Annotated in this window: 20 protein-coding genes; 9 read left to right on the forward strand and 11 right to left on the reverse strand. The window is 66.0% G+C overall.

Features of this window, described 5'->3' with window-relative positions:
- Positions 1 to 63 precede the first annotated feature (63 nt).
- Together AC6JAC_RS02585 and opgC are read left to right on the forward strand one after the other, a co-directional pair.
- Positions 64 to 1341, forward strand: a complete 1278-nt coding sequence (locus AC6JAC_RS02585) for a GAF domain-containing sensor histidine kinase (protein ID WP_497963350.1) — start codon at positions 64 to 66, stop codon at positions 1339 to 1341.
- Complete coding sequence (gene opgC, locus AC6JAC_RS02590) at positions 1328 to 3925, forward strand: OpgC domain-containing protein (protein ID WP_497963351.1); 2598 nt, start codon at positions 1328 to 1330, stop codon at positions 3923 to 3925. Before AC6JAC_RS02585 ends, opgC begins: the two co-directional genes overlap by 14 nt.
- Before the next feature lie 25 nt (positions 3926 to 3950).
- Here the strand turns inward: opgC and AC6JAC_RS02595 are convergent, their stop codons facing one another.
- The 3 genes from AC6JAC_RS02595 to AC6JAC_RS02605 all read right to left on the reverse strand — a co-directional run bounded on the left by AC6JAC_RS02595 (position 3951) and on the right by AC6JAC_RS02605 (position 7558).
- Positions 3951 to 4769 carry an IclR family transcriptional regulator gene (locus tag AC6JAC_RS02595; protein WP_043439548.1) on the reverse strand — a complete coding sequence of 273 codons (819 nt, stop codon included), beginning with the start codon at positions 4767 to 4769 and terminating at the stop codon, positions 3951 to 3953.
- Between the two features lie 77 nt (positions 4770 to 4846).
- Positions 4847 to 6103 (reverse strand): aminopeptidase P family protein, encoded by a 1257-nt coding sequence (locus tag AC6JAC_RS02600; protein WP_028272626.1) that lies wholly within the window; start codon positions 6101 to 6103, stop codon positions 4847 to 4849.
- Positions 6104 to 6154: 51 nt separating this feature from the next.
- Positions 6155 to 7558 carry an MFS transporter gene (locus AC6JAC_RS02605; protein WP_454699612.1) on the reverse strand — a complete coding sequence of 468 codons (1404 nt, stop codon included), beginning with the start codon at positions 7556 to 7558 and terminating at the stop codon, positions 6155 to 6157.
- Positions 7559 to 7970: 412 nt separating this feature from the next.
- On the opposite strand from AC6JAC_RS02605, the gene AC6JAC_RS02610 reads away from it, so the two are divergent.
- From AC6JAC_RS02610 to AC6JAC_RS02625, 4 genes are all read left to right on the forward strand, one after another.
- Positions 7971 to 8186, forward strand: a complete 216-nt coding sequence (locus AC6JAC_RS02610; protein ID WP_028272628.1) for a hypothetical protein — start codon at positions 7971 to 7973, stop codon at positions 8184 to 8186.
- A gap of 108 nt (positions 8187 to 8294) precedes the next feature.
- The gene (locus AC6JAC_RS02615) at positions 8295 to 9437 is read left to right on the forward strand and encodes an S-(hydroxymethyl)mycothiol dehydrogenase (RefSeq protein ID WP_043439550.1); all 1143 of its coding nucleotides are present in this window, start codon (positions 8295 to 8297) and stop codon (positions 9435 to 9437) included.
- Entirely contained in the window at positions 9434 to 10054 is a 621-nt protein-coding gene (locus AC6JAC_RS02620; RefSeq protein ID WP_454699610.1) for an MBL fold metallo-hydrolase, read from the forward strand. Before AC6JAC_RS02615 ends, AC6JAC_RS02620 begins: the two co-directional genes overlap by 4 nt.
- Positions 10051 to 12432: an FdhF/YdeP family oxidoreductase gene (locus AC6JAC_RS02625; RefSeq protein WP_497963352.1), complete on the forward strand. Its 2382-nt coding sequence runs from the start codon at positions 10051 to 10053 to the stop codon at positions 12430 to 12432. The genes AC6JAC_RS02620 and AC6JAC_RS02625 overlap by 4 nt, the downstream gene beginning before the upstream one ends.
- Before the next feature lie 4 nt (positions 12433 to 12436).
- Here AC6JAC_RS02625 and AC6JAC_RS02630 read toward each other — a convergent pair whose 3' ends face one another.
- A complete protein-coding gene (locus tag AC6JAC_RS02630) occupies positions 12437 to 13816 on the reverse strand; it encodes an alpha-amylase family glycosyl hydrolase (protein ID WP_497963353.1) in 1380 nt (459 codons plus the stop codon).
- Between the two features lie 164 nt (positions 13817 to 13980).
- On the opposite strand from AC6JAC_RS02630, the gene AC6JAC_RS02635 reads away from it, so the two are divergent.
- Positions 13981 to 14268 carry a hypothetical protein gene (locus AC6JAC_RS02635; RefSeq protein ID WP_156037209.1) on the forward strand — a complete coding sequence of 96 codons (288 nt, stop codon included), beginning with the start codon at positions 13981 to 13983 and terminating at the stop codon, positions 14266 to 14268.
- Positions 14269 to 14450: 182 nt separating this feature from the next.
- Here AC6JAC_RS02635 and AC6JAC_RS02640 read toward each other — a convergent pair whose 3' ends face one another.
- The 7 genes from AC6JAC_RS02640 to AC6JAC_RS02670 all read right to left on the reverse strand — a co-directional run bounded on the left by AC6JAC_RS02640 (position 14451) and on the right by AC6JAC_RS02670 (position 21976).
- Complete coding sequence (locus AC6JAC_RS02640) at positions 14451 to 15257, reverse strand: IclR family transcriptional regulator (protein ID WP_028272632.1); 807 nt, start codon at positions 15255 to 15257, stop codon at positions 14451 to 14453.
- A 198-nt stretch (positions 15258 to 15455) separates the two neighbouring features.
- Positions 15456 to 16562 carry a molybdopterin-binding protein gene (locus AC6JAC_RS02645; RefSeq protein WP_497963354.1) on the reverse strand — a complete coding sequence of 369 codons (1107 nt, stop codon included), beginning with the start codon at positions 16560 to 16562 and terminating at the stop codon, positions 15456 to 15458.
- Between the two features lie 64 nt (positions 16563 to 16626).
- Positions 16627 to 16878, reverse strand: a complete 252-nt coding sequence (locus AC6JAC_RS02650) for a hypothetical protein (RefSeq protein WP_043439554.1) — start codon at positions 16876 to 16878, stop codon at positions 16627 to 16629.
- Positions 16875 to 17867: a bifunctional 5,10-methylenetetrahydrofolate dehydrogenase/5,10-methenyltetrahydrofolate cyclohydrolase gene (locus AC6JAC_RS02655; RefSeq protein ID WP_497963355.1), complete on the reverse strand. Its 993-nt coding sequence runs from the start codon at positions 17865 to 17867 to the stop codon at positions 16875 to 16877. Before AC6JAC_RS02655 ends, AC6JAC_RS02650 begins: the two co-directional genes overlap by 4 nt.
- A gap of 336 nt (positions 17868 to 18203) precedes the next feature.
- Positions 18204 to 19727 (reverse strand): MFS transporter, encoded by a 1524-nt coding sequence (locus tag AC6JAC_RS02660; RefSeq protein WP_454699604.1) that lies wholly within the window; start codon positions 19725 to 19727, stop codon positions 18204 to 18206.
- Positions 19728 to 20131: 404 nt separating this feature from the next.
- Positions 20132 to 20704, reverse strand: coding sequence for a GNAT family N-acetyltransferase (locus tag AC6JAC_RS02665; protein ID WP_497963356.1), 573 nt, complete (start codon positions 20702 to 20704; stop codon positions 20132 to 20134).
- Positions 20705 to 21976 carry a helix-turn-helix transcriptional regulator gene (locus AC6JAC_RS02670; RefSeq protein WP_497966750.1) on the reverse strand — a complete coding sequence of 424 codons (1272 nt, stop codon included), beginning with the start codon at positions 21974 to 21976 and terminating at the stop codon, positions 20705 to 20707.
- Between the two features lie 193 nt (positions 21977 to 22169).
- On the opposite strand from AC6JAC_RS02670, the gene hxlB reads away from it, so the two are divergent.
- Positions 22170 to 22787, forward strand: coding sequence for a 6-phospho-3-hexuloisomerase (gene hxlB, locus AC6JAC_RS02675; RefSeq protein WP_051629076.1), 618 nt, complete (start codon positions 22170 to 22172; stop codon positions 22785 to 22787).
- A 50-nt stretch (positions 22788 to 22837) separates the two neighbouring features.
- Entirely contained in the window at positions 22838 to 23461 is a 624-nt protein-coding gene (gene hxlA / locus AC6JAC_RS02680; RefSeq protein WP_497963357.1) for a 3-hexulose-6-phosphate synthase, read from the forward strand.
- Positions 23462 to 23485 lie beyond the last annotated feature (24 nt).

Here is a 23485-nt window from a genome sequence, read left to right on the forward strand (position 1 = left end):
TAGAATCCTGCTGGGGGGACTGCGGCGCCTGGCCGGCTGTCCTGATTGGTGAGAGGGACTCCAGTGGCTCAAGCAGATGGGCACAGCCTTGTTAGCGCTGACTTTGAACGGCGCTCAGTGCTGGGCGAATACGGACTATTGCCGAGAGACCCGGCGTCCGCCGCGGACGAAGGTGCCAGCGTCAGTGCCAGTGCCAGTGCCAGCGCCGCGCGGGCCCTGAACTTCCTGGTGGACCTGGCCGCGAAGCTTTGCGGAGTGCCGTTCAGCGTAGTCAACATCATCACTCCCGAGCAGCAGCTCCAGCTTGCGGCCGCGGGCCTGGAACCCGGGCTGTGCGCCCGGGAGGACTCGATGTGTGCCAAGGTATTCCAGCAGGGCCACACCACCGTTGTGCCGGATGCCAGCGATGATCCGAGATTTGCGGACAACCCGTTTGTGACCGGCGAAATTGCGAATGTCCGGTTCTATGCCTCCTCACCGCTGCGGACCAGTTCCGGCTTCGCCCTGGGCTCCCTGTGCGTCTTCTCCGACGCGCCGGCCACCATCTCCACCGAACAGACCGCCATGCTGGACGTCCTCGCGGCGCAGGTGGTCGAAGTGCTGGAACTGCAGCACCGCACGCTGCAGCTCCAACATGCCCTGGAGGAACTCGGGCGCAGCAACCGCAAGCTCGCGGAGTTAGCCGGACGCGTCAGCCACGACCTCCGCATCCCGCTCACCACCATCCTTGGCTACGTGGAACTGAGCGAGGACGACGACGACATCCGCCCGGACAGCCCGGCGGCCGGATACCTGCAGCGCATCGGCGGCAGCGGGCGGCGGATGCTCGCCATGCTGGACGACGTCCTCAGCTACTCCCAGGTGGGCGGCATGCTGCGTCCCCGGCCGGTTTCCCTGCAAAGGGCAGTGGCCGAGGCCGTGAGCGACCTGGGCGACGGATTCGGCGCCGGAGCCTCGCTGGAATGTGAGGACGCAGAAGTGGTGGCTGATCCGGCCCAACTACGGACGCTGCTGCAGAACCTGCTGGGCAATTCATCCAACTACCGCCGCCCCGAGCAGAAACTCAAGGTCCGGATTGACGCCGTGGACGATGACCGCGGTGTCATCGTCCGGGTGGCGGACAACGGCAAGGGCATCGGGGCAGCCGACCGTGAACGGGTCCTTGAACCGCTGGTCCGGCTGCATCGGCCCGGTGACGCCCCGGGTTCGGGCCTGGGGCTTGCGACGTGCGTGCGGATCGTGCAGTCGCACGGCGGCGAACTCTCGCTCACGGAAACGCCTGGCGGCGGGACAACTGTTTCGGCGCTTTTCCCGAAAGGCGGCCGGGATGAGTCCGCGTAGAGCCTTCCTCCGTGCTTCCCTCCTGTTGCTCGCCCTGTTGCTCTTCCTGCCTGCCGGAGCCGCGCAGGCGGCCGGGGCAGCCGCTTTTCCGGCGCAGCCCGCCAGTACAACGCCAGCCGGCCTAACAGCGCCGGCCGGCCTAACAGCGCCGGCCGGCCTAACAGCGCCGGCCGGCGTCCCGGCGTCGAACACTGCCGCCGGTGAGGACCTCGGGGCCGCACCCGGAAAGCCCCTCCTCGGTGCAGTGCTCGAATGGGGCGAGGACGACGCCGCCGGTTTCGCCGCCCGGCTGCAGGCCACTCCCGCGGTCCTCGGGCACGATGTTTCCTTTCCCGTCAAAGCCACGGAAAAGGCGTATCTGCGGGAGTTCCTGGCCCAAAGTGCGTCCTCCGGCGCCCACGCCCTGCTGACCGTGAACCCCGCGGTGCCCCTGACGGAGGTCACCGCGGACGCCGCCGACGACTTCGCCGGGCAGCTCGAGGAACTGGCGCAGGGCTTCCCCGGAAAGCTGCTGATCCGTTTCGCCCCGGACATGAACGCCAGCTGGGTTTCCTGGGGCCAGCAGCCGGGGGCCTACGTGCCGGCATACCGGGCCGTGGCCCGGGCGTTCGACGCAGAATCCAACGCGGTCATGGTGTGGCAGCCCTTCCAGGCACGGGACTATCCGTTCACCCGGAACCGCAGCGCCCCGGCACCCGGCACCGCCGGGTTCGCCGCGCTGGACACGAATTCCGACGGCGCCTGGAACGGTTCGGATGCACCCTACGCGCCGTACTACCCGGGCGACGACGTGGTTGACTGGGCCGGCCTGACGGCACTCCATGACGACACCGGCGGGGGAGCCGCCGTCAATACGTTGCCAAAGGACGGGGAGTTTGCCGCCCTGTTGAATGGAACGGCCCAGGGGGCCGCGTCTGCTGCGGACGGCGGTGTGGCTTCCGACGACGGCGATGCCAACTTCTACGAGTCCTACGCCGTGAAGCGGGACAAGCCGCTGCTGCTCCAGACTGCCGCCTACTACAGCCCGTCCGCGGGCGGGCCCTCGGAAAACGACATCAAGTCCGGCTGGTGGAAACAGGTGCTGGGCGACGCGGGGCAGGGGAAACTGGACCGGATTGCCGCCGTCGTCTGGGACGAGAAAACGGACGTGGGGGACGCCGGCAACACCATCATTGACTGGCGCCTGACCCGGAACGCGGACGTGGCGGCGGCCGCCGGCGCAGCCGTCAAGGAGTCCACGCTCACCACCGGTCCGGTCACCGCCACCGTTCAGGGGCTGGGCGGGTCATCCGGCAATGCCCTGGCGGGTGTTCCTGCGGCGGTCATGGCGGCCACACTGCTTGCGGCCGCGGTCCTGCTGTGGCTGGTGCCGGTCCGCCTGCGTACGGCCACGAACTGGACCTACTCGGACAAGTCCTCGCGGGATGCCCGGGTGGACCTGATGCGCGGCGTGGCCATCCTGTTCGTGGTGGTGAACCACGTGGGGATGACCTCGTTCTTCCAGCTGCTGACCCAGGAAACCATCGGCTTCGTGTCCGGTGCCGAGCTGTTCGTGCTGCTCTCCGGGCTTGTCCTGGGCATGGTCTACGGACCAAAGGCCCAGGACAATATCGGCCTCGTGGCGCAAAAGACCGGCAGGCGGGCGGGCAAGCTGTACGTCACGGCGCTGGCGGTAGTTGTCCTGGTGTTCCTGCTCAGCCTCATCCCGGCCTTCAACTCCGAGGTGCTGACCACGTTCACGGACCAAGGGACCGGCGGCGCCGGCAGGTCGGGAGCGGGCCGGACCTATGACCTCTACACCGGCATGCAGGGCCTGCTCCAGTTTCCCGTGTCCGGTGCCGTCATCCCCGCGGTGCTTCTCCTGCAGTTTGGTCCGTGGCAGTTCAACGTGATGGGGCTCTATGTGATCATGCTCCTGGTCAGCCCGCTGATCCTGCTGACCCTGGCCCGCGGCAAGGTGCTGTGGGTCCTGCTGGGCACCACCGCCCTGTACGCCGCCGGCACAGTGTTCCGTTTCCGGCTCCTGCCGTCGCAGTTCGAGGACTCCTTCCCGCTGCTGGTGTGGCAGGTCCTGTTTGTGCTGGGACTGGTGGGCGGCTACTACCGCCGGACCATCGTGGCCTGGCTGTCCGCCCACCGCTGGGTGGTGGGTGCCTGCGCGGCCGTCACGGTGGCCTTTGCGCTGATATCCTGGGCCAATCCGTACCTGGCCAACGAGTTCGACGTCCGGCTCGCCCTGACTTCGGACGCGAATTACCGCGCCGTCTATGACCGGTTCTTCGGCCGGACCTATCTGGAGCCCGGCCGGCTCCTGAACGTGCTCACCCTGCTGGTCACGGCCTACGCGCTGCTCACGGCCTACTGGAAGCCGATTGAACGCGCCGTGGGCTGGCTGCTGATCCCGCTGGGGCAGGCAACGCTGTACGTCTTCATCATGCACGTGGTGCTCATCGCGGTGGTTGCGAACATCCCGGCCCTGCAGCAGGGGAACATCTGGCTCAACACCGCCGCCTACGCCCTGATCGTGGGGCTGCTCTGGGTGATGGTCCGGACCAAGTTCCTGTTCCGCATCATCCCCACCTGAGAGCGTTTCTGGGTCAGCGTCGGGGTCAGCGGGCGGGGGCGGCGCCGCCGAGGCGGGCTGTGACCCGGTCCGCGGCCGCCTTGCAGGACTCCCCGAGGCGCTGCAGTGTGTCCGGGGAAACCCGGAAGCGGGGCGCCGGGATGAGGACCGCCGCCACGATGTCGCCGCGGTGGTCGAAGACGGGGGCGGCCAGGCCCACCTCGTCCAGGGATGACTCGCCGTAATTGGTGGCCCAGCCGCGCTTGGCAACGTCGCCCAGCCGGATCAGGTACGCCTCGAGGCTGGTTTCGTCCAGGCCGGGATGGGCAATTTCGCCGCTCCGGAGCAATACCCGCACGCGCTCGGCCGGCTCGGCCGCAAGGAACACCTGCACCGAGGCGCTGAGGGCATCCTTGTACCGCGCGCCCAGCGGAGTGGTGTGCTTGATCTGGTGGTGGCTGGCGATCTGCTCCACGCACATCGACTCCGACCCGTTCCACACCATGAGCGCGCTCGTTTCGCCGGTCTGCTCCGTAAGTTCGCGCAGCACGGGGTAGGCCACACGGCGCTCTTCGAGTTCGGCCAGCAGCGGTCCGGCGACGGCGATCAGGCCCAGGCCCAGACGGAACCTGCGGGTCTCCGGATCGCGTTCCACCAGGTGTTCCTGTTCGAACGTGGCCAGAATGCGGGAGACGGTGCTTTTGTGCAGCCCTACGCGGTTGGCTATCTCGGTGACGCCGAGCAGCGGCTCGTCAGCGGTAAAACTCCGCAGAACGGCGATGGCGTTGACGATGACCGACGTGCCTTTGGTGTCGCCGTTCGTAGTGGTTTCAGGAGTTTCTTCAGAGGTCATGGTGTCCACCATCATTCCGTATGAGAGCCCGAAAGCGGCGCCACGGATGACGTGGCGCCGCTTTGGGGTGTTGGCATTTTCGGTGCTGGTTAGGCCCCGATGATGTTGTATTCCGGGCCGAACGGGAACTTGGTGATGTTCTCCGCGCCGTCTTCCCCGACCACCAGGATGTCGTGCTCGCGGTAGCCGCCGGCGCCCGGCTCGCCGTCGAGGACGGTGATCATCGGTTCCATGGAAACCACCATGCCCGGTTCCAGCACGGTGTCGATGTCCTCGCGGAGTTCCAGTCCCGCCTCGCGGCCGTAGTAGTGGCTGAGGACGCCGAAGGAGTGTCCGTAGCCGAAGGTGCGGTTGGCCAGGAGGCCGTGGCCCACGTAGATCTCGTTCAGTTCAGCAGCGATGTCCTTGCAGACGGCGCCGGGCTTGATGAGTTCGAGTCCGCGCTTGTGGACCTCGACGTTGATGTTCCACAGTTCCAGCGAGCGGGCATCCGGTTCGCCGTAGAACAGGGTGCGCTCCAGCGCCGTGTAGTAGCCCGAGGTCATCGGGAAGCAGTTCAGCGACAGGATGTCGTGTTCCTGGATCTTGCGGGTGGTGGCCCAGTTGTGGGCGCCGTCCGTGTTGATGCCGGACTGGAACCAGACCCAGGTGTCGCGGATTTCGGAATCCGGGAAGGTCCGGGCAATCTCGTGGACCATGGCTTCGGTGCCGATCAGGGCGACCTCGTACTCGGTGATGCCGGCCGTGATGGCGTTGCGGATGGCCTCGCCGCCGAGGTCGCCGATGCGTGCACCGTGCTTGATGACCTCGATCTCTTCTGCGGACTTGATCATCCGCTGGCGCATCGCAGCCTGGGCCACATCCACCAGGGTGGCGCCGGCGAAGGCGGCCTGGATCTTGTTGCGGTTATCCAGCGGCAGCGAATCGTCCTCGACGCCAAGGCGGCGGGGGTTGATGCCGCGAGTGCGCAGCACTTCCTGGATGGCGAAGATGTAGTTGTCCCGGCGCCAGTCCGTGTAGACGATGTTGTCGCCGAAGCTGCGGCGCCAGGGCATGCCGGCGTCGATGTTGGCGGTGACGGTGACGGTGTCGTCCTTGGTGACAACCATGGCGTAGGAGCGGCCGAAGGTGGTGAAAAGGAAGTCGGAGTAGTACTTGATCGAGTGGTAGCTGGTCAGGACAACGGCGTCCAGATCCTTTTCCGCCATGATGCGGCGCAGGCCCGCGATGCGGCGCTCGAACTCGGTATCGGAGAATGTCAGTTTGACCTTATCGCCGTTCTTGAGGACTTTGAGTCGCTCCAGTTCGGCGACGGAGGTTGCGTTCTCGGATGCTGTGGTGGTCATTGTGGTGGTGCCTTTCTGTGGTGCAGTTACTTTGAGGTGGGAGGAAAGTCTTTATTCGTGGCGCAGCGGCTCTTTGCAGGTTTCCCTGGAGAGCGCGACGGCGATCAGGGAGATGACTGCCGCAGCGACGAGGTACCAGGCCGGCGCCAGGTCGCTGGCGGTGGCGGCGATCAGGAGCGTTGCCATGAACGGGGCGGTGCCGCCGAAGAGCGCGTTGGAGAGGTTGAAGCTGACCGCGAAGCCGCTGTAGCGGACGCGGGTGGGGAACATCTCGGCCAGGAAGCTCGGAAGCGTCCCGTCGTTGAGCGTGAGCATGGCGCCCAGCAGGATCTGGACCAGGACAATCACCAGGAAGTTGCCGGTTCCCAGAAGCGCGAACGCGGGCACCGTCAGCAGGATGAAGCTGACGGACGCGGCAATGAGTACCTTCTTGCGTCCGTAACGGTCCGACAGCATCCCCGTCAGGAAGATGAAACCGATGTACGTCACCAGTGCGACGGTGGTGGCAAGGAATGATTCGGTCTCACCGAGGCCCAGCTCCGAGGACAGGTAGGTGGGCATGTAGCTGAGGATCACGTAGAAGCCGACGGCGTTCAGCAGCACGGCTCCGACGGCCTGCAGCAGCTGCCGCCAGTGGTTCCGGAACAAGCTTGAAACAGGTGCCTTGACGGCATCGTCCTCCGCAGCCATCTCGCGGAATACGGGGGTGTCCTCCAGCTTGGTCCGGATGTACCGTCCGATCAGACCCATCGGGGCGGCCAGCAGGAACGGCAGCCGCCAGCCCCAGCTTTGCATCGCATCGGAACTGAGCAGCATAGTCAGCAGGCCCGCCAGCAGGGAGCCAAGCAGCAAGCCTGCTGCGGTGCTCGCGGGAACCACCGCGGCGTAGAGGCCGCGCTTGTTGGCCGGGGCGTACTCGACGAGGAAGGCCGACGCTCCGGCGTACTCGCCTGAGGCTGAGAAGCCCTGGACCACCCTGATGATCAAAAGCAGGACCGGAGCCCAGAGGCCGATTGTGGCGTAGCCCGGAATGAGGGCTATGCAGAACGTCGCACCGGACATGATCAGGATGGACAGGGAGAGGGCCGTGCGCCGTCCCACCCTGTCACCGATATGGCCCCAGACGAACCCGCCGAGCGGGCGCACCAGGAATGAAATTGCGAACAGGGCGAACGTCAGCAGCAGCCCGGTCTGGGGATCTGATTCAGGGAAAAAGACGGTGGCGATCGTGACGGCCAGGTAGCCGTAAACGGCGTAGTCGAACCATTCAACGAAGTTGCCGATGAAGCTGGCCGCGATGACCCTGCGGCGCGTGTCCCTGCTGACACCGTCGTCAGCAGGTTGGAAATTCTGGCCGCTCAACGTACTGCGGCCGGCGGGACGGCCCTCATGCATGCCATCCGGCTCTGCCTCCAGGCCTCCCGCAAGAGCGGGAGAGGAAGTTTCGTTACTCATGTATCCACCAAGTTGTTGGGGTTGCATTCAGCGCAACGCTGTTGCACCAGATTAGACGTGACATGTAACACAGTCAATACCTGCGGGTTTCAGATTCTTGAACATTGGGATCCAAATTGCGCCCAAGGGGATGAATCAGCGCCCGGTTGATGGAAATATGTTGCATTGAAAGCGACGCTGTTGCAGAAACCTTGCCTGCCGATAAGAATCTGGAGCGCTGCCGCCTATCGCCCTTCGGCGATCTGTTGACACGCCGTGTGGCGGCTGTCATATTGCCAGTACGCGCTTTGTGCATCGTGTTGTGTAATACGCAATTCAGCGGACCTGACTCCAGGGTGTGCAGGCCGGCTTCCCGATCCAAGGGGCGGCGTTCCCCGCCGGGTCCTCACGACGCACAAGGAGACGTTGCAGAATGACAGAGAGCACCGGCGTCGTGTTCCGGCTGTTCAGCACGTACCGCCTCGCCGTCCACCGGGGCGGCGTAATCTTCGTCGGTCCAGTCGCGATTGTCGGGGCACTGCTCTACCGTCTGAAGTTCAGACACCGGACGGGCATCCTGGCAGGGCGTGCGGCGGCGCCGTCCGCACGGAGGAAGCCGTCCGCGCGCGGGAAGCAGCGCACACCGTAGTGCAGGCCCGACTGCACGAAGATTTGGAACCGCAACGAGTCAGCTAGATTGGCAACGGGTGCCGTTGCCAACGAGTCCCCCCGGGCTCAGGAGAGGAACACACAAATCATGGTTCACAAAGTAAAAGCCGTCATCGCCAAGGAAAAGAACGCTCCGGTCTCCGTGGAGACCATCCTGGTGCCGGATCCCGGCCCGGGCGAGGCGCTGGTGGATATCCTGACCTGCGGCGTTTGCCACACGGACCTGCACTACAAGCAGGGTGGAATCACCGACGATTTCCCCATCCTGCTGGGCCACGAGGCCACCGGTGTGGTCAGCGCCGTCGGACCGGACGTCACCGAAGTGGCCCCCGGCGACCGCGTGATCCTGAACTGGCGTGCCGTGTGCGGCGAATGCCGCGCCTGCGCGAAGGGCCAGCCGCAGTACTGCTTCAACACACATAACGCGACGCAGAAGATGACGCTTGAGGACGGCACGGAGCTCTCGCCCGCGCTGGGCATCGGCGCCTTTGCGGAGAAGACACTCGTCGCCGCCGGGCAGTGCACCAAGGTCGACGACGACGCCGATCCCGCCGCCGTCGGGCTCCTCGGCTGCGGTGTGATGGCAGGTATCGGCGCTGCCATCAATACCGGTGAGGTCAAGCGCGGCGAATCCGTCGCCGTCATTGGCTGCGGCGGCGTGGGCATCGCCGCGATTGCAGGCGCCAAGCTGGCCGGCGCTACCACGATCATCGCGGTGGACATCGACGCCAACAAGGTGGAAATGGCCAAGTCCCTGGGCGCCACGCACGGTGTCGACTCCAGCAAGGAAGATCCCATCGAGGCCATCCGTGCACTCACCGGAGGCAACGGCGCCGACGTCGTGATTGAAGCGGTGGGCCGCCCCGAAACGTACAAGCAGGCCTTCTACGCGCGCGACCTCGCCGGCCGCGTGGTGCTGGTGGGCGTTCCGACGCCGGACATGAAGCTCGAGCTCCCCCTGCTGGATGTATTCGGCCGCGGCGGTTCCCTGAAGTCCTCCTGGTACGGCGACTGCCTGCCGTCCCGTGATTTCCCGATGCTCGTGGCGCAGTACAAGCTGGGCAACCTGGACCTGGACGCTTTCGTCACCGAACGGATCACCATCGACCAGGTGGAGGAGGCGTTCGCCAGGATGCACGAGGGCAAGGTGCTGCGGTCCGTGGTGGAAATCCACCCGGGCGCTGAAACCGTCACCGCCGCTGAGACCGCCCCGGAAGCGGCGTCGGTATGAGCGTCACCATCGAAAACCTGGTCACCTCGGGAACGTTTTCGCTCGACGGCGGCACCTGGGACGTGGACAACAACGTCTGGATCGTGGGGAATGAGAACGAATGCGTGATCATCGACTCCCCGCACGATGCCGCTGCGATCATCAACCAGGTCCGCGGCCGTAAGGTCCTGGCCATCCTGCTCACGCACGCCCACAACGACCACATCGGGGCCGCCCGGGCCGTGGCCGAGGCCGTGGACGCGCCGATCTACCTCCACCCGGACGACCTGGTGCTGTGGGAACAGGTCTATCCCGACGTCAAGCCGGACCGCTACCTCGCGGACGGCGACGTCTTCCAGGTGGGCGGGGCCACCCTGCGCGCACTGCACACCCCGGGACACTCGCCGGGATCCACCTGCTTCCACCTCGAGGATGAAGGGACGGTCTTCACCGGAGACACGCTGTTCAACGGCGGACCAGGTGCCACGGGCAGGTCCTACAGCGACTACCCCACCATCCTCGACTCCATCCGGCAACGGCTGCTGACGCTGCCTGCCGCCACGGTGGTCCGCACGGGCCACGGCGACAACACCACCATCGGTGCGGAGCGCGAGACGCTGGCCCGGGTAAACCAGTGAATCCCCTCAAGCTCGGCCCGCAGCCGGCGCCGGTCGAGGACATCAACGAGGACAAACTCGAAGTCCACAAGCCGAAGACTGAGGCCGCGGGGGTCAAGGCCGTCATGGTGGCACTTGAGCGTGCCGTCGCGCAGGCAGGCGTGACCCGCACGGCGCAGTCCCTGCTGCGGCTGAACCAGCAGGGCGGATTCGACTGCCCCGGCTGCGCCTGGCCGGAGTCGGCCACGAAGCGCAAAGCGGCCGAGTTCTGCGAGAACGGCGCCAAAGCGGTGGCCGAGGAGAACACCCTCCGCACGGTCGGCGCCGAGTTCTGGGCCAGGCATTCCATCGCCGAGCTTTCCGGAAAGACGGAGTACTGGCTGGGCAACCAGGGCAGGCTCAGCGAGCCGGTGGTGATCCGCGAAGGCGAGTCCCACTATTCGCCGATCTCCTGGGCGGAGGCCTTTGACCTGATCGGTGAACACATCCGGGCCTCCACCCCGGACCGCTGCGTGTTCTACACCTCCGGGCGCACGGCGAACGAGACTGCGTTTATGTACCAGTTGTTCGCCCGCGCCCTGGGCACCAACAACCTCCCGGACTGTTCCAACATGTGTCACGAATCCTCGGGTTCGGCGCTGAACCCGACCATCGGCATCGGCAAGGGGACCGTGTCCCTGGAGGACATCCACGATTCCGAGCTCATCTTCGTGGTGGGGCAGAACCCCGGCACCAACCACCCCCGGATGCTCTCGGCCCTGAAGGAGTGCAAGGACAAGGGCGGCAAGGTGGTGGCGGTCAACCCGCTGCCGGAGGCAGGGCTGTTCAACTTCAAGGATCCGCAGACCGTCTCGGGTGTGGTGGGCGGCGGGACGCCGCTGGCGGACGAGTACCTGCAGATCAAGGTGGGCGGTGACCTGGCACTGTTCCAGGCGCTGGGCCACCTGCTCCTGGTGGAGGAGGAACGCAACCCGGGCACCGTCGTCGACCGTTCCTTCATCGACGCGCAGACCGACGGGTTCGATGCCTACCGCGAGGCCCGCGGTGAGCTGGACTGGGCGGAAACTGAGAAGGCCACCGGCCTGTCCCGCGAGCAGATCGAAACCGTTGCCGGGATGCTGATCCGCTCCAAGGCCACCATTTTCTGCTGGGCCCTCGGTGTAACGCAGCAGCCGCACTCGGTGGACACCATCAAGGAAATGGTGAACGTCCTGCTCCTGCAGGGGAACTTCGGCAAGCCCGGCGCGGGCGCCTGCCCGGTCCGCGGACACTCGAATGTCCAGGGTGACAGGACCATGGGCATCTGGGAAAAGCCGAAGGAGTGGCTGCTCGAGGCGCTGGACAAGGAGTTCGGCATCCAGTCCCCGCGCCATCACGGCTACGACGCTGTCGAGTCGATGGAAGCTTTTGAGCGCGACGAGGTGGACGTCTTTGTCTCCATGGGCGGCAACTTCTCCCTCGCCTGCTCGGACACGGAGACGCTGGAAGCGGGCATGCAGCGGATCGGCCTGACGGTGCACATCTCCACTAAACCGAACCGGTCCCACGTGGTGCACGGACGCACCTCGCTGATCCTGCCCACGCTGGGACGGACTGACAAGGACGACAAGCACCCGGGGGGTGCGCAGTTCCTGTCCGTGGAGGACTCCATGTCAGTGGTCCACTCCACCCAGGGCCGGCTGGCGCCGGTCTCCGACCACATGCTGGCCGAGCCGGTCATCGTGGCCCGGATGGCCGAGGCGACCTTCGGCGAAGGCCATTCCGTGGACTGGAAGGCCATGGCCGAGGACTATGACGTGGTCCGTGACCACATCTCCCGCGTCCTGCCGGGGTTCGAGGACTTCAACACCCGGGTCCGGACCAAAAACGGTTTTGTGCTGCCCAACCCGCCGCGCGACACCCGGTCCTTCAAGACGGACATCGGCCGGGGCCGCTTCACGGTCAGTCCGCTGGAATACCTGACCCCGCCGGAGGGCCACCTGGTGCTGCAGACCATGCGCAGCCACGACCAGTACAACACGACGTTCTACGGGCTGGACGACCGGTACCGCGGGATCTCGGGCGGCCGGCGCGTGATCCTGGTCCACCCGGAGGACCTGGCCGAGCTCGGCTTCCAGGACCGGGACCTGGTGGACGTGGTCAGCACCTTCCGCGGGCACGACCGGCAGGCGGACATGTTCCGCCTGGTCGCGTACCCGACCGCGAAGGGCTGCGCGGCCGCGTACTTCCCCGAAGCCAACGCCCTGGTCCACAAGGAGAACGTGGCACGGGAGTCGAACACCCCCGGCTTCAAGGCCATGTTCGTCCGCTTCGTGCCGCACCTGGCGGAGACCGTAACGCACCATGAGGGCGCGGCTGCGCAGCCTGCTGCGGCGCTGGCCGGTCCGGCGGCCGGCTAGGCCGCTAGCCGATCCCGAGCACCGCCCACCCGAAGCCGGGCAGGCTGACAACGTTCCGTTCAGGACGCTGGCGGCCCTGCCCGGCCAGCAGTGTGCCTGCCCCGGACGGCACGGGCAGGTCCGCCGGCGTGGCCGAAAGGTTCAGCGCGACTGTCAGCGCACCGCCGTCGCCTGTTTCGCCGTTGTCCGCACCGCCGTCGTCCCTGGCTTGGTAGACGAGGTGCTCGTTGCTGAGCGTCAGCACGGTGGTGCGCGCCCGGTGCAGCCAGGCGTGCCGCCGCCGGAGGCTGATCAGCTCCTGGTGCAGGTGGTAAACGGGCCAGCCGGCCGCTGCCAGTTCCGCGGGGCCGGCGGGGAACGCCGGACGGACGGCGTCATCGCCGCCGGCGCGGTCCTCCTTGACGCCGCGGAAGGCCTGCTCATCGCCGTAGTAGATACTGGGCGTCCCACCCACCGTCAGCAGGACAGTGAGTGCAAGCGCCAGCTGGTCCGGGTTGTCCAGCTTGCTGGCCAGGCGGGTGACGTCGTGGTTGCCCACAAACGTGAGCGGCACAAAGCTGTCCAGGAACCCGTTGTGGCGCTCCAGGGCGGACGCGAGTTCGTAGAAGTTGGCATCGTTGAGGGAACTCCAGACCGCCTTCCACAATTCGTATTGGGTCACCGAATCCAGGGTGCTCCGCTCCACCTCTTCGGCGAAGTCGCCGTGGATGTACTCGCCCACGAAGTAGGCCTCCGGAAAGTCGCGGCGCACCTCCGCCAGCACCGGCGCCCAGAACGACGCCGGCACGGCGTACGCTGCGTCCAGCCGCCATCCGTCCGCACCGCGGCCCAGCCAGTGCTTCATCACGTCCGTGACCAGGGCGCCAACCGCGGGTTCGTCGTGGTTGAGCGCCACCAGGTGGTGGTGGCCCTCGAAGTCGTCGTAGCCGGGCTCGGTCCCCGGCGTCCACCCGGACTCCGGCCACTGCAGGCGGAACCATGAGGCGCCGGGAGCGCCGGGCCCTTCGGTGAGCACGCGTTGGAAGGGCCCGAAACTGCGGCCCACATGGTTGAAGACGCCGTCGAGCAGGACCTTCAGCCCGCGGGCGTGGCACTGGACAATGAGCTCGTCGAAGTCCGCGTCGTCGCCCAGCCGGGGGTCGATGCGGAAGTAGTCCGTGGTGTCGTAGCCGTGGGTCTCCGAGGCAAAGACCGGCCCCAGGGCCAGCCCGGAAGCTCCGAGTTCCACGACGTAATCGAGCCAGGGAACCAGCTGGCCGAGCCGGTGGACCGAGGGCCGGTCCGCGGGCCGGTCCGCAGCGCCGGCCGAAGGCTCCGCGCCTACGAAGCCGATCGGGTACACGTGCCACCAGATAGCGTGTTGGACCCAGTCCGGTTCCGTCATCGAGATCCACCTTTCGTCGGTTTCCCAACATACTCCGTCAGCCCGCCGGCCGGGTCTTGAGCAAATCCTTGCAGAGCCTTGAGCGGACGCTGAGCTGCCTTCGCCACACTCGAAGGAAGCACTCAACGACATGGGTCGGCGCACTGGGGATGGTGAAGGTCCACATGGAAAGAATTCACAGCGGGGAGAAACTGCTGGGCGACGCCATGGCGCGAGCCGCCGTCCGCCTGATGCAGCAAGCGCCCGGCTACAAGAAACGGGCCGTCCACCACCTGAAGCACGTTTGGAAGGTCTATGCCCTGTCCCGCGCCCTGGCCAAGGCGCTCGAAGACTCCCGGGAGGCCTCCAGCTGGCCCGGTGACAGGCTCCAAGTGGGCACGCACATGTCCAGAAGGGTGGAGCTGATCACCCGCCGGCTGAAACGTGAAACCGACGTCTACGCCGCAGGCTGACCCCCGCACAGGCCGCCCGCCACCCGAGCCACCCGCCGTCGTGACCCTGTTTAAACCGCGAACGACGGCGACACTCCGGACTTGCCGGTGTGTCGCCGTCGTTCTGGCGTAGTACAGGGTCAGGACGGCCGGTGGGCCGATCCTGTCGAGACAGGGAACTCGCCCGATCACCGGTTTGGTGTCTAGTGCCCGGTGTAACCCATTTTTCCGCTGATGACCAGGCCGGCGTCCCGGAGGCCCTGGATCAGGCCGGGAGTGTTTTCCGGGTCGAAGCGGAACGAAGGGCCGGAGATGCTCACGGCCCCGATGACCGTTCCAGCATGGTTGCAGACCGGGACGGCTATGGCGGTGAGACCGATCTCGAACTCCTCGTGGACCACCGCGTAGCCGTCGCGGGACACGTCGAGGAGTTGCTTTTCAAGTTCCTTGCGGCTGGTGATGGTCCGCTGTGTCCGGGCTGCCAGGCCCGTTTTCTTCAGGATCCGCTCCCGTTCATCGGCCGGCAGGGCTGCCAGGAGCACCTTGCCGCTGGAGGTGGCGTGCAGGGGTGTAAGGCTGCCCACCCAGTCATAGGTGGCCAGCGTGGACGGCCCCATGGCCTGGTCCACGTTCACCGCATAGTTGGAACGAAGCACCGCGAGATTGACGGTTTCCTTGAATTCCTCGGCCAGGCTTTCGAGCACCGGGCGTGCCTCCCGCACCAGGCTCAGCCTGCCCGGAATGGAACTGGCCAGGCGGAGGACGCCAAACCCCAGCTGGTACTTTCCCCGATCACTGTTTTGGTGCACCATCTCCCGGGTCACCAGCGAGCCGAGCAACCGCGAGACGGTGGACTTGTGAACGCCCATTTCTTCGGCAATCTCGCTGACTCCGGCATGGCCGTCACGGGCAAGGATCTGCAGGATCTGGAGGGCGCGGTCCACTGACTGGACACCTCCGCCTTGGATATCCGGATCCTTGTCAGTCCCTAGTTCGTCTCTTGCAGCCATCAGAGATGCTCCCGTGTTGTTGCCGTGACCGGAGGTCAGGCTCGCCCTTGTCCCACCTGATTCCCAATTCTGATCCTAGACTGAGGCGGGCGCGCGGACGTCATCACGCGGCTTTGTGTTAGCTGCCCGGGCGTCGGATTCGCAGGGGAGATGCCAGCCGTTGCGAGGACGGGAATGCCGGGGAGGGGCGGCCTGCGGCTACAGTTCCGGGCGCCAGGGGAGACCCAATGCTGCCACCTGCTCGCCCCGTTGAGCCCCGCGCGGAGGGATTACCAAGAAGCCGTCTGCGGCAGCCAGCCCGCGCAGCATTCCGAGCCCGGCGTAGGGTGCCGGAACCGCGAGGCCGCTGATCCAGCGGAACGGCATGAGCCGGGTGGAGGCAGGGTGGGCGGAGATCGTCGCACCGCAGGGTACCTGGGTGGTCTCGGCCAGCGGCTGATGGCCGAGTGCGGCCAGAAGGGGACCTCCAACAGTGAAGAGTGCCATCAGGGCTGCCAGCGGGTCGCCGGGAAGTCCGATGATGAACCGCCCGTTGGGAAGTTTGGCCAGGGCTGCGGGGTGGCCCGGCCGCACGGCCACGCCGTCGATGAGGAGCCGTCCGCCAAGGGCGGCGATGGCATTCCGGAAATGGTCCGCACCGAAGCGTCCGGTCCCGCCGGTGGTCACAACGACGTCGGGCCACTGGGCCATCGGCGCTTCTGCGGCGCCCAGCCCTGTAAGCCATTCCTCGTAGGAATCGCCGATGCGGACCAGCGGTCCAGGAGTGCCCCCGAGCATGCCGATGACGATACCGAGCGGGGGCCCGAACGCATCCCTGAGCTGCTCGGCTGCAGGGACCCGGGAAGTCACCACCTCCGAACCGCTGACCAGTATTTTGACCAGTGGCTTGCCTCGTACTTCCAGCCGATCGAAGCCGGCAACGGCCGCCAAAGCGACATGGGCGGGATTCAGGGTTGTCCCTGCGGCAATCAGCACCTCGCCGGCCGGTGCGCTGCCGTCCACCATCAGGCCGGCCTGGCTGCTCCCGAGCGGCATCCCCGGTTCCCTAAGCACCCGGGGACCATCATCGCAGGCTGCCCAGCCGTCCATTGCGGACGAAGCGTAGTGTGGCATCTCTTGCAAGGTGATGAGGTCGGCGGCCAGGGTTCGTCCGTTCGCCTCGCCAAGCGGGACGCGCTCCAGTCCGAGGGGGCGGGCGCAGTCGAAAGCCAGGCGGCGTGCTGCCGCCCAGGTGTGATCGCCGACGGCGGGCCGCCCGCCGTCTGATCCCGGCCCGCCGACGATCGCAAGGGTTTGAGCTGCCACTGGGTGCTCCCTCGTTGGTTAGATGGTTGGGCGGGCCTGTTGGTTCCCGAAGACGGGGCTCTGGTCACGCCATGTTGACCGTGATGATGTCCCCGTCCGCGCGAAAGAACATGCGGCGGCCGCGCCCCAGCGATAAGACGAGCCATACGATGGCGCCATCCTCGGTGACTTCGTCAATCCAGCCTGAACATGGGACTGTGAGACCCTCCAGCACTGTGACGAAATCACCCGGGATGAGCGCGGTCCAGTCTGTCACCACCTTGGTGCCGCCCACGGCGGGATCCGCGGCGCGGGGTGATGTCGCGACGCCGGTCATGATGCAAACACCGTCGTCCGGGCGGTGCGGGACTGTTCCCGCGCCGCTTCGGCGGCGTGGAGCAGCAGCAGCGCTGTTGTAACGGAGCCCACACCGCCGGGGACCGGCGTTAGCGCGGCAGCTACCGGGCGCACGCTGGTGCCGTCCACATCGCCGGCGAGTGAGCCGTCGGAAAGCACATTGGTCCCCACGTCGATGACCACGGAATGTTCGGAAACGTCGTCCCCTGTGATCAGGCCGGTGCGGCCGGCGGCAACAACCACGACGTCGGAAGTTTTTGTGTACCTCCGCAGCGGACCGGACCTGGAGTGGCAGACGGTGGTGGTGGCGTCCTTCTGCAACAGCAGCAGGGCCAGCGGCTTGCCGACCACCGTGGAACGGCCCACAACCACCACGTGCCGCCCGGCCACCGGAATTTCAAAGTAGTCCAGCATTTCGACGACGGCGCGTGCCGTTGCTGGCGCGAAGGCGCGTTCACCCACGGCCAGGAGCCCCAGGCTCAGCGGGCTTGCGCCGTCGATGTCCTTGGCCGGGGAAATGTGCTTGGCCAGTTCCTCGGTCTTCACGCCGGGAGGCAGGGGAGTCTGCAGAATGATTCCGTTGACGGACGGCTCCGCGCTGAGGTCCTTCAGCACGGCGATGAGCACCTGTTCGGTGGCGTCATGGCCCGCGTCGATGATCCTGCAGCCGATGCCGGCGTTTTCCGCGGCGCGCTCGATGGAGCGCACATACCAGTGTGTGGAGCTGTCCTCCGTGGCAACCACGACGGCGAGGGTTGGAGCCGATCCCTCGTCGGCCAGGGCCTTGGCTTCGGCCCGGGCCTTCTGCTGGATCAGCTTGGCAAGAGGCTTGCCGGAGAGCACGGATGCGTCGGCCAGCCCCAGCGCTTCGCCGATGAGCTCGTCGGCCGGGGCCGCACCACCGCCGGGCGTGGGCTGCTGCGATGCAAGCCTGCCGTGGGAGTCGATAGTTTTTTCTGAACCGATCATTTGTCCATTCCTGGCTGCTAGGGGCTGGGCGGAAAGGGTGCCGTGTGTTCCCGAGGGGCTTTGCGTGCTGGTTGGCCGCCCAGCACGGTCACGAGGCTTGGCCGCAGTGGCGTACCTGCTGTCTACCGGAACCCGATGGAAGCGATAGATATATGGCTAATAACCTTATTGATATATCAGTGATTCTGGCAAGCGTATACTGGCGAGCCGGCGCGGTCAATAGCCGGTTTTGGCCGCCAGCACTGACCAGACAAAAGGCTGTGTCCCCGTCGCTGACTGCGACGGGGACACGTGCGGGTGCGCGACGCGCACGAGCCGGTGGAGAATGCGTGCCGGTTAGGCCCGGGCAGCTCCCGCCGAGGCTTCGGCGCGCTGCTCGAACGGCGTCTCGTCCCATTCGATGAAGGGATCGTTGTCCTGGGCTGCGATGAGCGCGTGCGCTTCGGCTGCGGTGTCCACACTCGGCATGGAGCCGGGCAGCGGGCGGCGTGCAGATTCCTTCAGGAAATAGATGGCGATCGCGCCGATCACCGATGTCGCCATTAGATAGTACGCGGGGGCCATGTCGTCGCCCGTGGCCTCAATCAGGCCCTGCACCAGGAAGGGCGTTGTCCCGCCAAAAATGGCAACGGAGAAGTTGTAGGCGATCCCCATGCTGCTATACCGGCACGAAGTGGGGAACAGCGCCGGCAGCGCCGAGGCCAGGTTGGCTACGTAGAACGTCACGGGGAAGGCGACCAGGGACAGTCCGGCCAGGGTCGACCAGATCTCGCCCATCCCGATCAGGAGGAACGCGGGGACGGCAAACAGGATGGTGCTTCCGGCTCCGATCCACAGCACCGGGCGGCGCCCGATGCGGTCCGAGAGCTTCCCTGTGAGCGGAATGCACAGCGACATCACCACCAGCACGGGAATGGTCAGCAGCGTGCCGTGCACCGGGTCATAGCCCTTGGATTCGGTCAGGTATGTCGGCATGTAGGACGTCAGGGCGTAGCCCACGGTATTGGCCGCGCCCGCGAGAATCATGGCCAGCACGATCGGGCGCCAGTAGGTCCTCATGACGCCCAGCGGACCGCCGGCAACATCCTTGTCGCCCGCGGCAGCTTCGACGGCGGCCCCCTCCTGCGCGTCCAGGGTTGCCTGGAACTGGGGCGATTCCTCGATCTTGTTCCGGAAGTAGATTGCAACCAGGCCCAGCGGCCCGGCCACCAGGAACGGGATCCGCCAGCCCCAGTCCTCCATGGCCGCCTGCCCCAGGGTGACCTGCAGGATGGACACCGTGGCAGCGCCCAGGGCAAATCCGATGTAGGAGCCCATGTCCAGGAAGCTGGCGAAGAACCCGCGCCGCTTGTCCGGCGCGTATTCGCACACGAAGGTTGTGGCGCCGGCGTACTCGCCGCCCGTGGAGAATCCTTGCACGAGCTTCAGGAGCACCAGCAGCGCGGCCGCCCAGATGCCAACTTGTGCGTACCCCGGCAGGAGGCCGACGGCGAAGGTGCTTGCCGCCATCAGCATGAGGGTCGCTGCCAGCACCTTTTGGCGGCCCACCTTATCGCCCAACCAGCCGAAGACCATGCCGCCGAGTGGGCGGGCGATAAACGTTGCGGCAAAGGTGCCAAGCAGGAACAGGGTCTGGACGCCCTTGTCTGCCTCCGGCAGGAATACGGGTCCCATGGTGGTGATGAGATAGCCGAACACGCCGACGTCGTACCACTCCATGGTGTTGCCCACGATGGTGCCGCCGAGGGCCTTCTTGAGCATCCGCTGGTCCACGATGTTGATGTCGGACATCGTGAGCCTGCGGGAGTTCTGTCTGTCTTTGCTTCTTTGAGCGGTTGTTATGTCACCTTTGTTTGTCATAAAGGTTTCCTTACTGAGTATTGGCGGGGCTTCGATGCAGGGTGCCTGCGCAGGCCCCGCGGACAGGTTCGGTGGGTCCTCGGAGGTCAGGGCCATAAAGGCGCAGTCCAGGACCATGACTTTCTACGAAGGGAACTGGCACGCCGGGTGAGGACCGGATCGGTAGTTGCCTTCGTGTTCCGCAGTGATCAACAAGGTTCAGCTTATGCAACAGAGTGCGGTAGCTCACAGGCGTTGTCAAGAATATGACCTGACCCCTGCAGCGGACGTTCGAACGCTCCCGCCATACCCCCACCCGTTCGGGTAGGCGAAACCGTCCGATCATGCAGTGGCATCAGTCCGGGCCTGGGGGGAGGATGGCAGGAAGCATTCGAATGGGCTCGGAACCGCTGCGGGGCCGGCGGTCAGCGCAGGTCGCGGCGCATCAGCACGCGCGGGAAACCGTTGAGGACGGAGTCGGTGTCCGCGGCCTTGGTGAAGCCTGCCTTCTCGAAAAGCCCGCGTGTGCCGACATAGGCCATCGTCAGATCCACTTTCCTGCCCTGGTTATCCACCGGGTAACCCTCAATGGCGGGGGCGCCGTATGAGCGCGCAAACTCGACCGCGCCCTGCAGCAGCTGATGGGAGATCCCCCTGCCGCGATATCCCGGCCGCACCCTGATGCACCAGACCGACCACACCGGCAGATTGTCCACGTGGGGGATCCGGCGGTTTCGGGCGAAGCCGGTATCGGTGCGCGGATGGACGCCTGCCCAGCCCACTACCTCCCCGCCGTCATACGCCAGAACTCCGGGCGGCGGATCCTGCGCCACCAGCTCCTGCACCAGTTCCCCGCGGGCAGTGCTCTTCAGCGCCGCGTTCTGTTTGGCGGGAATGCGGTAGCTCAGGCACCAGCACACCGTCGCGTCCGGACGCTTGGGCCCCACCATCGTCTTGACGTCCTCAAACTCCGTTGCCGGACGAACTTCGATTCCCATTTAGTTGCGCAGCCCGTTGCTGTGCGCCAAGGCGATGGCCTCGGTGCGGGATGTGGCTCCGAGTTTGCGGTAGATGTTGCGCAGGTGGAACTTGACGGTGTTCTCGCTGACATGCAGTTTTCCGGCGATCGCGCGGTTCCGCTGCCCGGCGGCAAGCAGTTGCAGCACTTCCAATTCGCGGTCGCCCAGGTTCCAGGCGGCGACGTCGGGCAACGTGCGCCCGGGCGGGTCCAGCGGAATGGTGACGGCGACGTCGGCACCCCAGCCTTGCATGAGGTCGATCGCCATCCGGCCGTTCAAGACTTCCACCCGCTGCGCCAGGCGGGCGATGCTGGGGGCCTCTGCGGAGAGGCTGCCCAGGCCGTCGTCGCGCACATTGATGAGGAGGTTCGCGCCGTCGCAATCCCACTGGGTCCGGATGCGCCGAACATCCGGCTGTTCAACCATGGCGAGCACCAGTCCGCGGACGATCGCCCGGGCGGCATGCGCAACTTCCCCGGGGAGGGCGCGGCCGTTGACGGGCGGCTCGATGAACTGGACGTCGATACCGCTGAAGTGCATGAGGGGGCGGAGATCCTCGCGGAGGCGCTGGAACGCCGTGGCCACGGGTTCTTCGACGAGTTCGGTGGTGCGGTCGTTGAGTGTCCGCAGCTCCACAAGCGCTTTGGCGGCGAAGTCGGTGGCGGACTTTCGTGCAGTTTCGTCCGGAAGGGCGGGGGAGCGGAGGGCGGCGAGCAGGGTCTCCAGGGTTGTCGAGTGCCGGTCCACCAGCTCCGCCGTCACCCTGACGCGTTCGGCTGACGCCGCCCGGGACTCAATGAGGTACGACGGCGGTGCATCCGCCACCTTTTCCCGGATCCGCTCGGCGGCGAGGTTCCAGAGGTAGCCGACCTGCCACGGCAGCTGCGCTTCCCCGCCGGCACCGGTGTCTAGGCTGGCTTGCCCCACGGGTTGCGGGTCGGTGAGGACCAGCAACGCGTTTGTGGGTGAACCCAGGGCCAGGGCCGTGCGGTCCGTGCCCCCGATCGCGGCCGTGCCGCGCCAGGTTCCACTCGAATTCAGCGACGTCCTGATGTGGTCCAGCTCGGCGATGGAGACCCTGCTGATGACGGACTCGTCGCCGGACTTCTTCTGCGGACGCCCCGTGCAGTCTTCGGTAAAGATCACCAGGGCGCTGCTGCGCAGGTACGGCGCAGTGGCCTGGTGCAGCCTCTGGGCAATCTCGGTCAGCGGAGCCGCGGACAGGCGTGTGATCGCCTCCAGCAGCGGCATCAGGCCCGCGGGCGGCTCAGGCGTGAGGGTGGAAAGGGTGGCTTCTGCGGTGACTGGCACCCATCCATTGTATGGAAATCCTCGATTATGCCTATCCCTTTGGGTGGGGAAAACCGTCCGATCATGCCGTGGCGCCCACCCGTTCGGCGTCAGAGGATTGAAGGACAGCAACCGCCCTGAAGGAGGTAATCCCTTGAGTGTCATCACGGACGCCGAACCTGCAGCCCTGGCTGGAACGCCGGACACAGCCGAAGCAACATCGGTCACCAGGAACCAGCTCCTGGTGCTGGACGAGATCCAGCGGACAGCCGCCCGGGTGGATCCGAACCAGGTTGCCGCCCTTGCCGCGGAAATCCGCTACGGGAAGCGGATCTTCGTCACCGGCGCCGGCCGCAGCGGCCTCGTCCTGAAAATGGCCGCCATGAGGCTCATGCACCTGGGGCTGGCGGTTCATGTGGTGGGCGAGACCACCGCCCCTGCCATCACGGCCGGAGACGTGCTGCTCGCCGCCTCCGGCTCCGGCACCACGTCCAGTGTTGTCAAAGCGGCACAGACCGCAGCTGCCCAGGGCGCGCGGGTGGCCGTGTACACCACCAACCCGGGTTCACCGCTCGCGGAGGCGGCGTCCGCCGTCGTCGTAATTCCCGCCGCACAAAAGACGGACCACGGTTCGGCTGTCTCCCGGCAGTATTCGGGCAGCCTCTTCGAACAGGTGCTGTTCACCACCACGGAAGCGGTGTTCCAAAGCCTCTGGGATGAAGAAGCCATCGCGCCGGAAGACCTGTGGCTCCGCCACGCAAATCTCGAATAGCCGCACCAAACCAAGCCAACCAAACCCCTCAACAAGCAAGGAACAGACACATGAAACTGCAAGTCGCCATGGACGTCCTGACCGTCGAAGCAGCCCTCGAACTCGCCGGCAAGGTTGCCGAATACGTCGACATCATCGAGCTCGGCACTCCGCTGGTGAAGAACGCAGGCCTGTCCGCCGTGACCGCCATCAAGACCGCCCACCCGGACAAGATCGTTTTCGCTGACCTCAAAACGATGGACGCGGGCGAACTGGAGGCAGAGATCGCCTTCAGTGCGGGCGCGGACCTGGTGTCCGTCCTCGGCGGCGCGGACGATTCCACCATCTCCGGCGCGGTCAAAGCAGCCAAGGCCCACAACAAGGGCATCGTCGTCGACCTGATCGGCGTCGCGGACAAAGTCACCCGCGCCAAGGAAGCCCGTGCCCTCGGTGCCAAGTTCATCGAGTTCCACGCGGGCCTGGATGAGCAGGCCAAGCCGGGCTACAACCTGGATGTGCTGCTGAACGCCGGCGAGGAAGCCCGCGTGCCGTTCTCCGTGGCCGGCGGAGTGAACCTTTCCACCATCGAAGCTGTGCAGCGCGCAGGCGCGGACGTCGCCGTCGTCGGCGGTTCCATCTACAGCGCCGACGATCCCGCGCTCGCCGCCAAGCAGCTCCGCGCGGCGATTATCTAACGAGTATTCCGCGCGCTTTTCGGT

This window comes from Arthrobacter sp. KUASC02, from assembly GCF_059739395.1.

What these genes read in the sequence shown, in the direction of transcription:
- opgC (WP_497963351.1), top strand. Translation starts at nt 1,328, where the DNA reads ATGAGTCCGCGTAGAGCCTTCCTCCGTGCTTCCCTCCTGTTGCTCGCC.
- AC6JAC_RS02595 (WP_043439548.1), bottom strand. Translation starts at nt 4,769, where the DNA reads ATGGTGGACACCATGACCTCTGAAGAAACTCCTGAAACCACTACGAAC.
- AC6JAC_RS02600 (WP_028272626.1), bottom strand. Translation starts at nt 6,103, where the DNA reads ATGACCACCACAGCATCCGAGAACGCAACCTCCGTCGCCGAACTGGAG.
- AC6JAC_RS02605 (WP_454699612.1), bottom strand. Translation starts at nt 7,558, where the DNA reads ATGAGTAACGAAACTTCCTCTCCCGCTCTTGCGGGAGGCCTGGAGGCA.
- AC6JAC_RS02610 (WP_028272628.1), top strand. Translation starts at nt 7,971, where the DNA reads ATGACAGAGAGCACCGGCGTCGTGTTCCGGCTGTTCAGCACGTACCGC.
- AC6JAC_RS02615 (WP_043439550.1), top strand. Translation starts at nt 8,295, where the DNA reads ATGGTTCACAAAGTAAAAGCCGTCATCGCCAAGGAAAAGAACGCTCCG.
- AC6JAC_RS02620 (WP_454699610.1), top strand. Translation starts at nt 9,434, where the DNA reads ATGAGCGTCACCATCGAAAACCTGGTCACCTCGGGAACGTTTTCGCTC.
- AC6JAC_RS02630 (WP_497963353.1), bottom strand. Translation starts at nt 13,816, where the DNA reads ATGACGGAACCGGACTGGGTCCAACACGCTATCTGGTGGCACGTGTAC.
- AC6JAC_RS02635 (WP_156037209.1), top strand. Translation starts at nt 13,981, where the DNA reads ATGGAAAGAATTCACAGCGGGGAGAAACTGCTGGGCGACGCCATGGCG.
- AC6JAC_RS02640 (WP_028272632.1), bottom strand. Translation starts at nt 15,257, where the DNA reads ATGGCTGCAAGAGACGAACTAGGGACTGACAAGGATCCGGATATCCAA.
- AC6JAC_RS02650 (WP_043439554.1), bottom strand. Translation starts at nt 16,878, where the DNA reads ATGACCGGCGTCGCGACATCACCCCGCGCCGCGGATCCCGCCGTGGGC.
- AC6JAC_RS02655 (WP_497963355.1), bottom strand. Translation starts at nt 17,867, where the DNA reads ATGATCGGTTCAGAAAAAACTATCGACTCCCACGGCAGGCTTGCATCG.
- AC6JAC_RS02660 (WP_454699604.1), bottom strand. Translation starts at nt 19,727, where the DNA reads ATGACAAACAAAGGTGACATAACAACCGCTCAAAGAAGCAAAGACAGA.
- AC6JAC_RS02665 (WP_497963356.1), bottom strand. Translation starts at nt 20,704, where the DNA reads ATGGGAATCGAAGTTCGTCCGGCAACGGAGTTTGAGGACGTCAAGACG.
- AC6JAC_RS02670 (WP_497966750.1), bottom strand. Translation starts at nt 21,976, where the DNA reads ATGCCGCTGCTGGAGGCGATCACACGCCTGTCCGCGGCTCCGCTGACC.
- hxlA (WP_497963357.1), top strand. Translation starts at nt 22,838, where the DNA reads ATGAAACTGCAAGTCGCCATGGACGTCCTGACCGTCGAAGCAGCCCTC.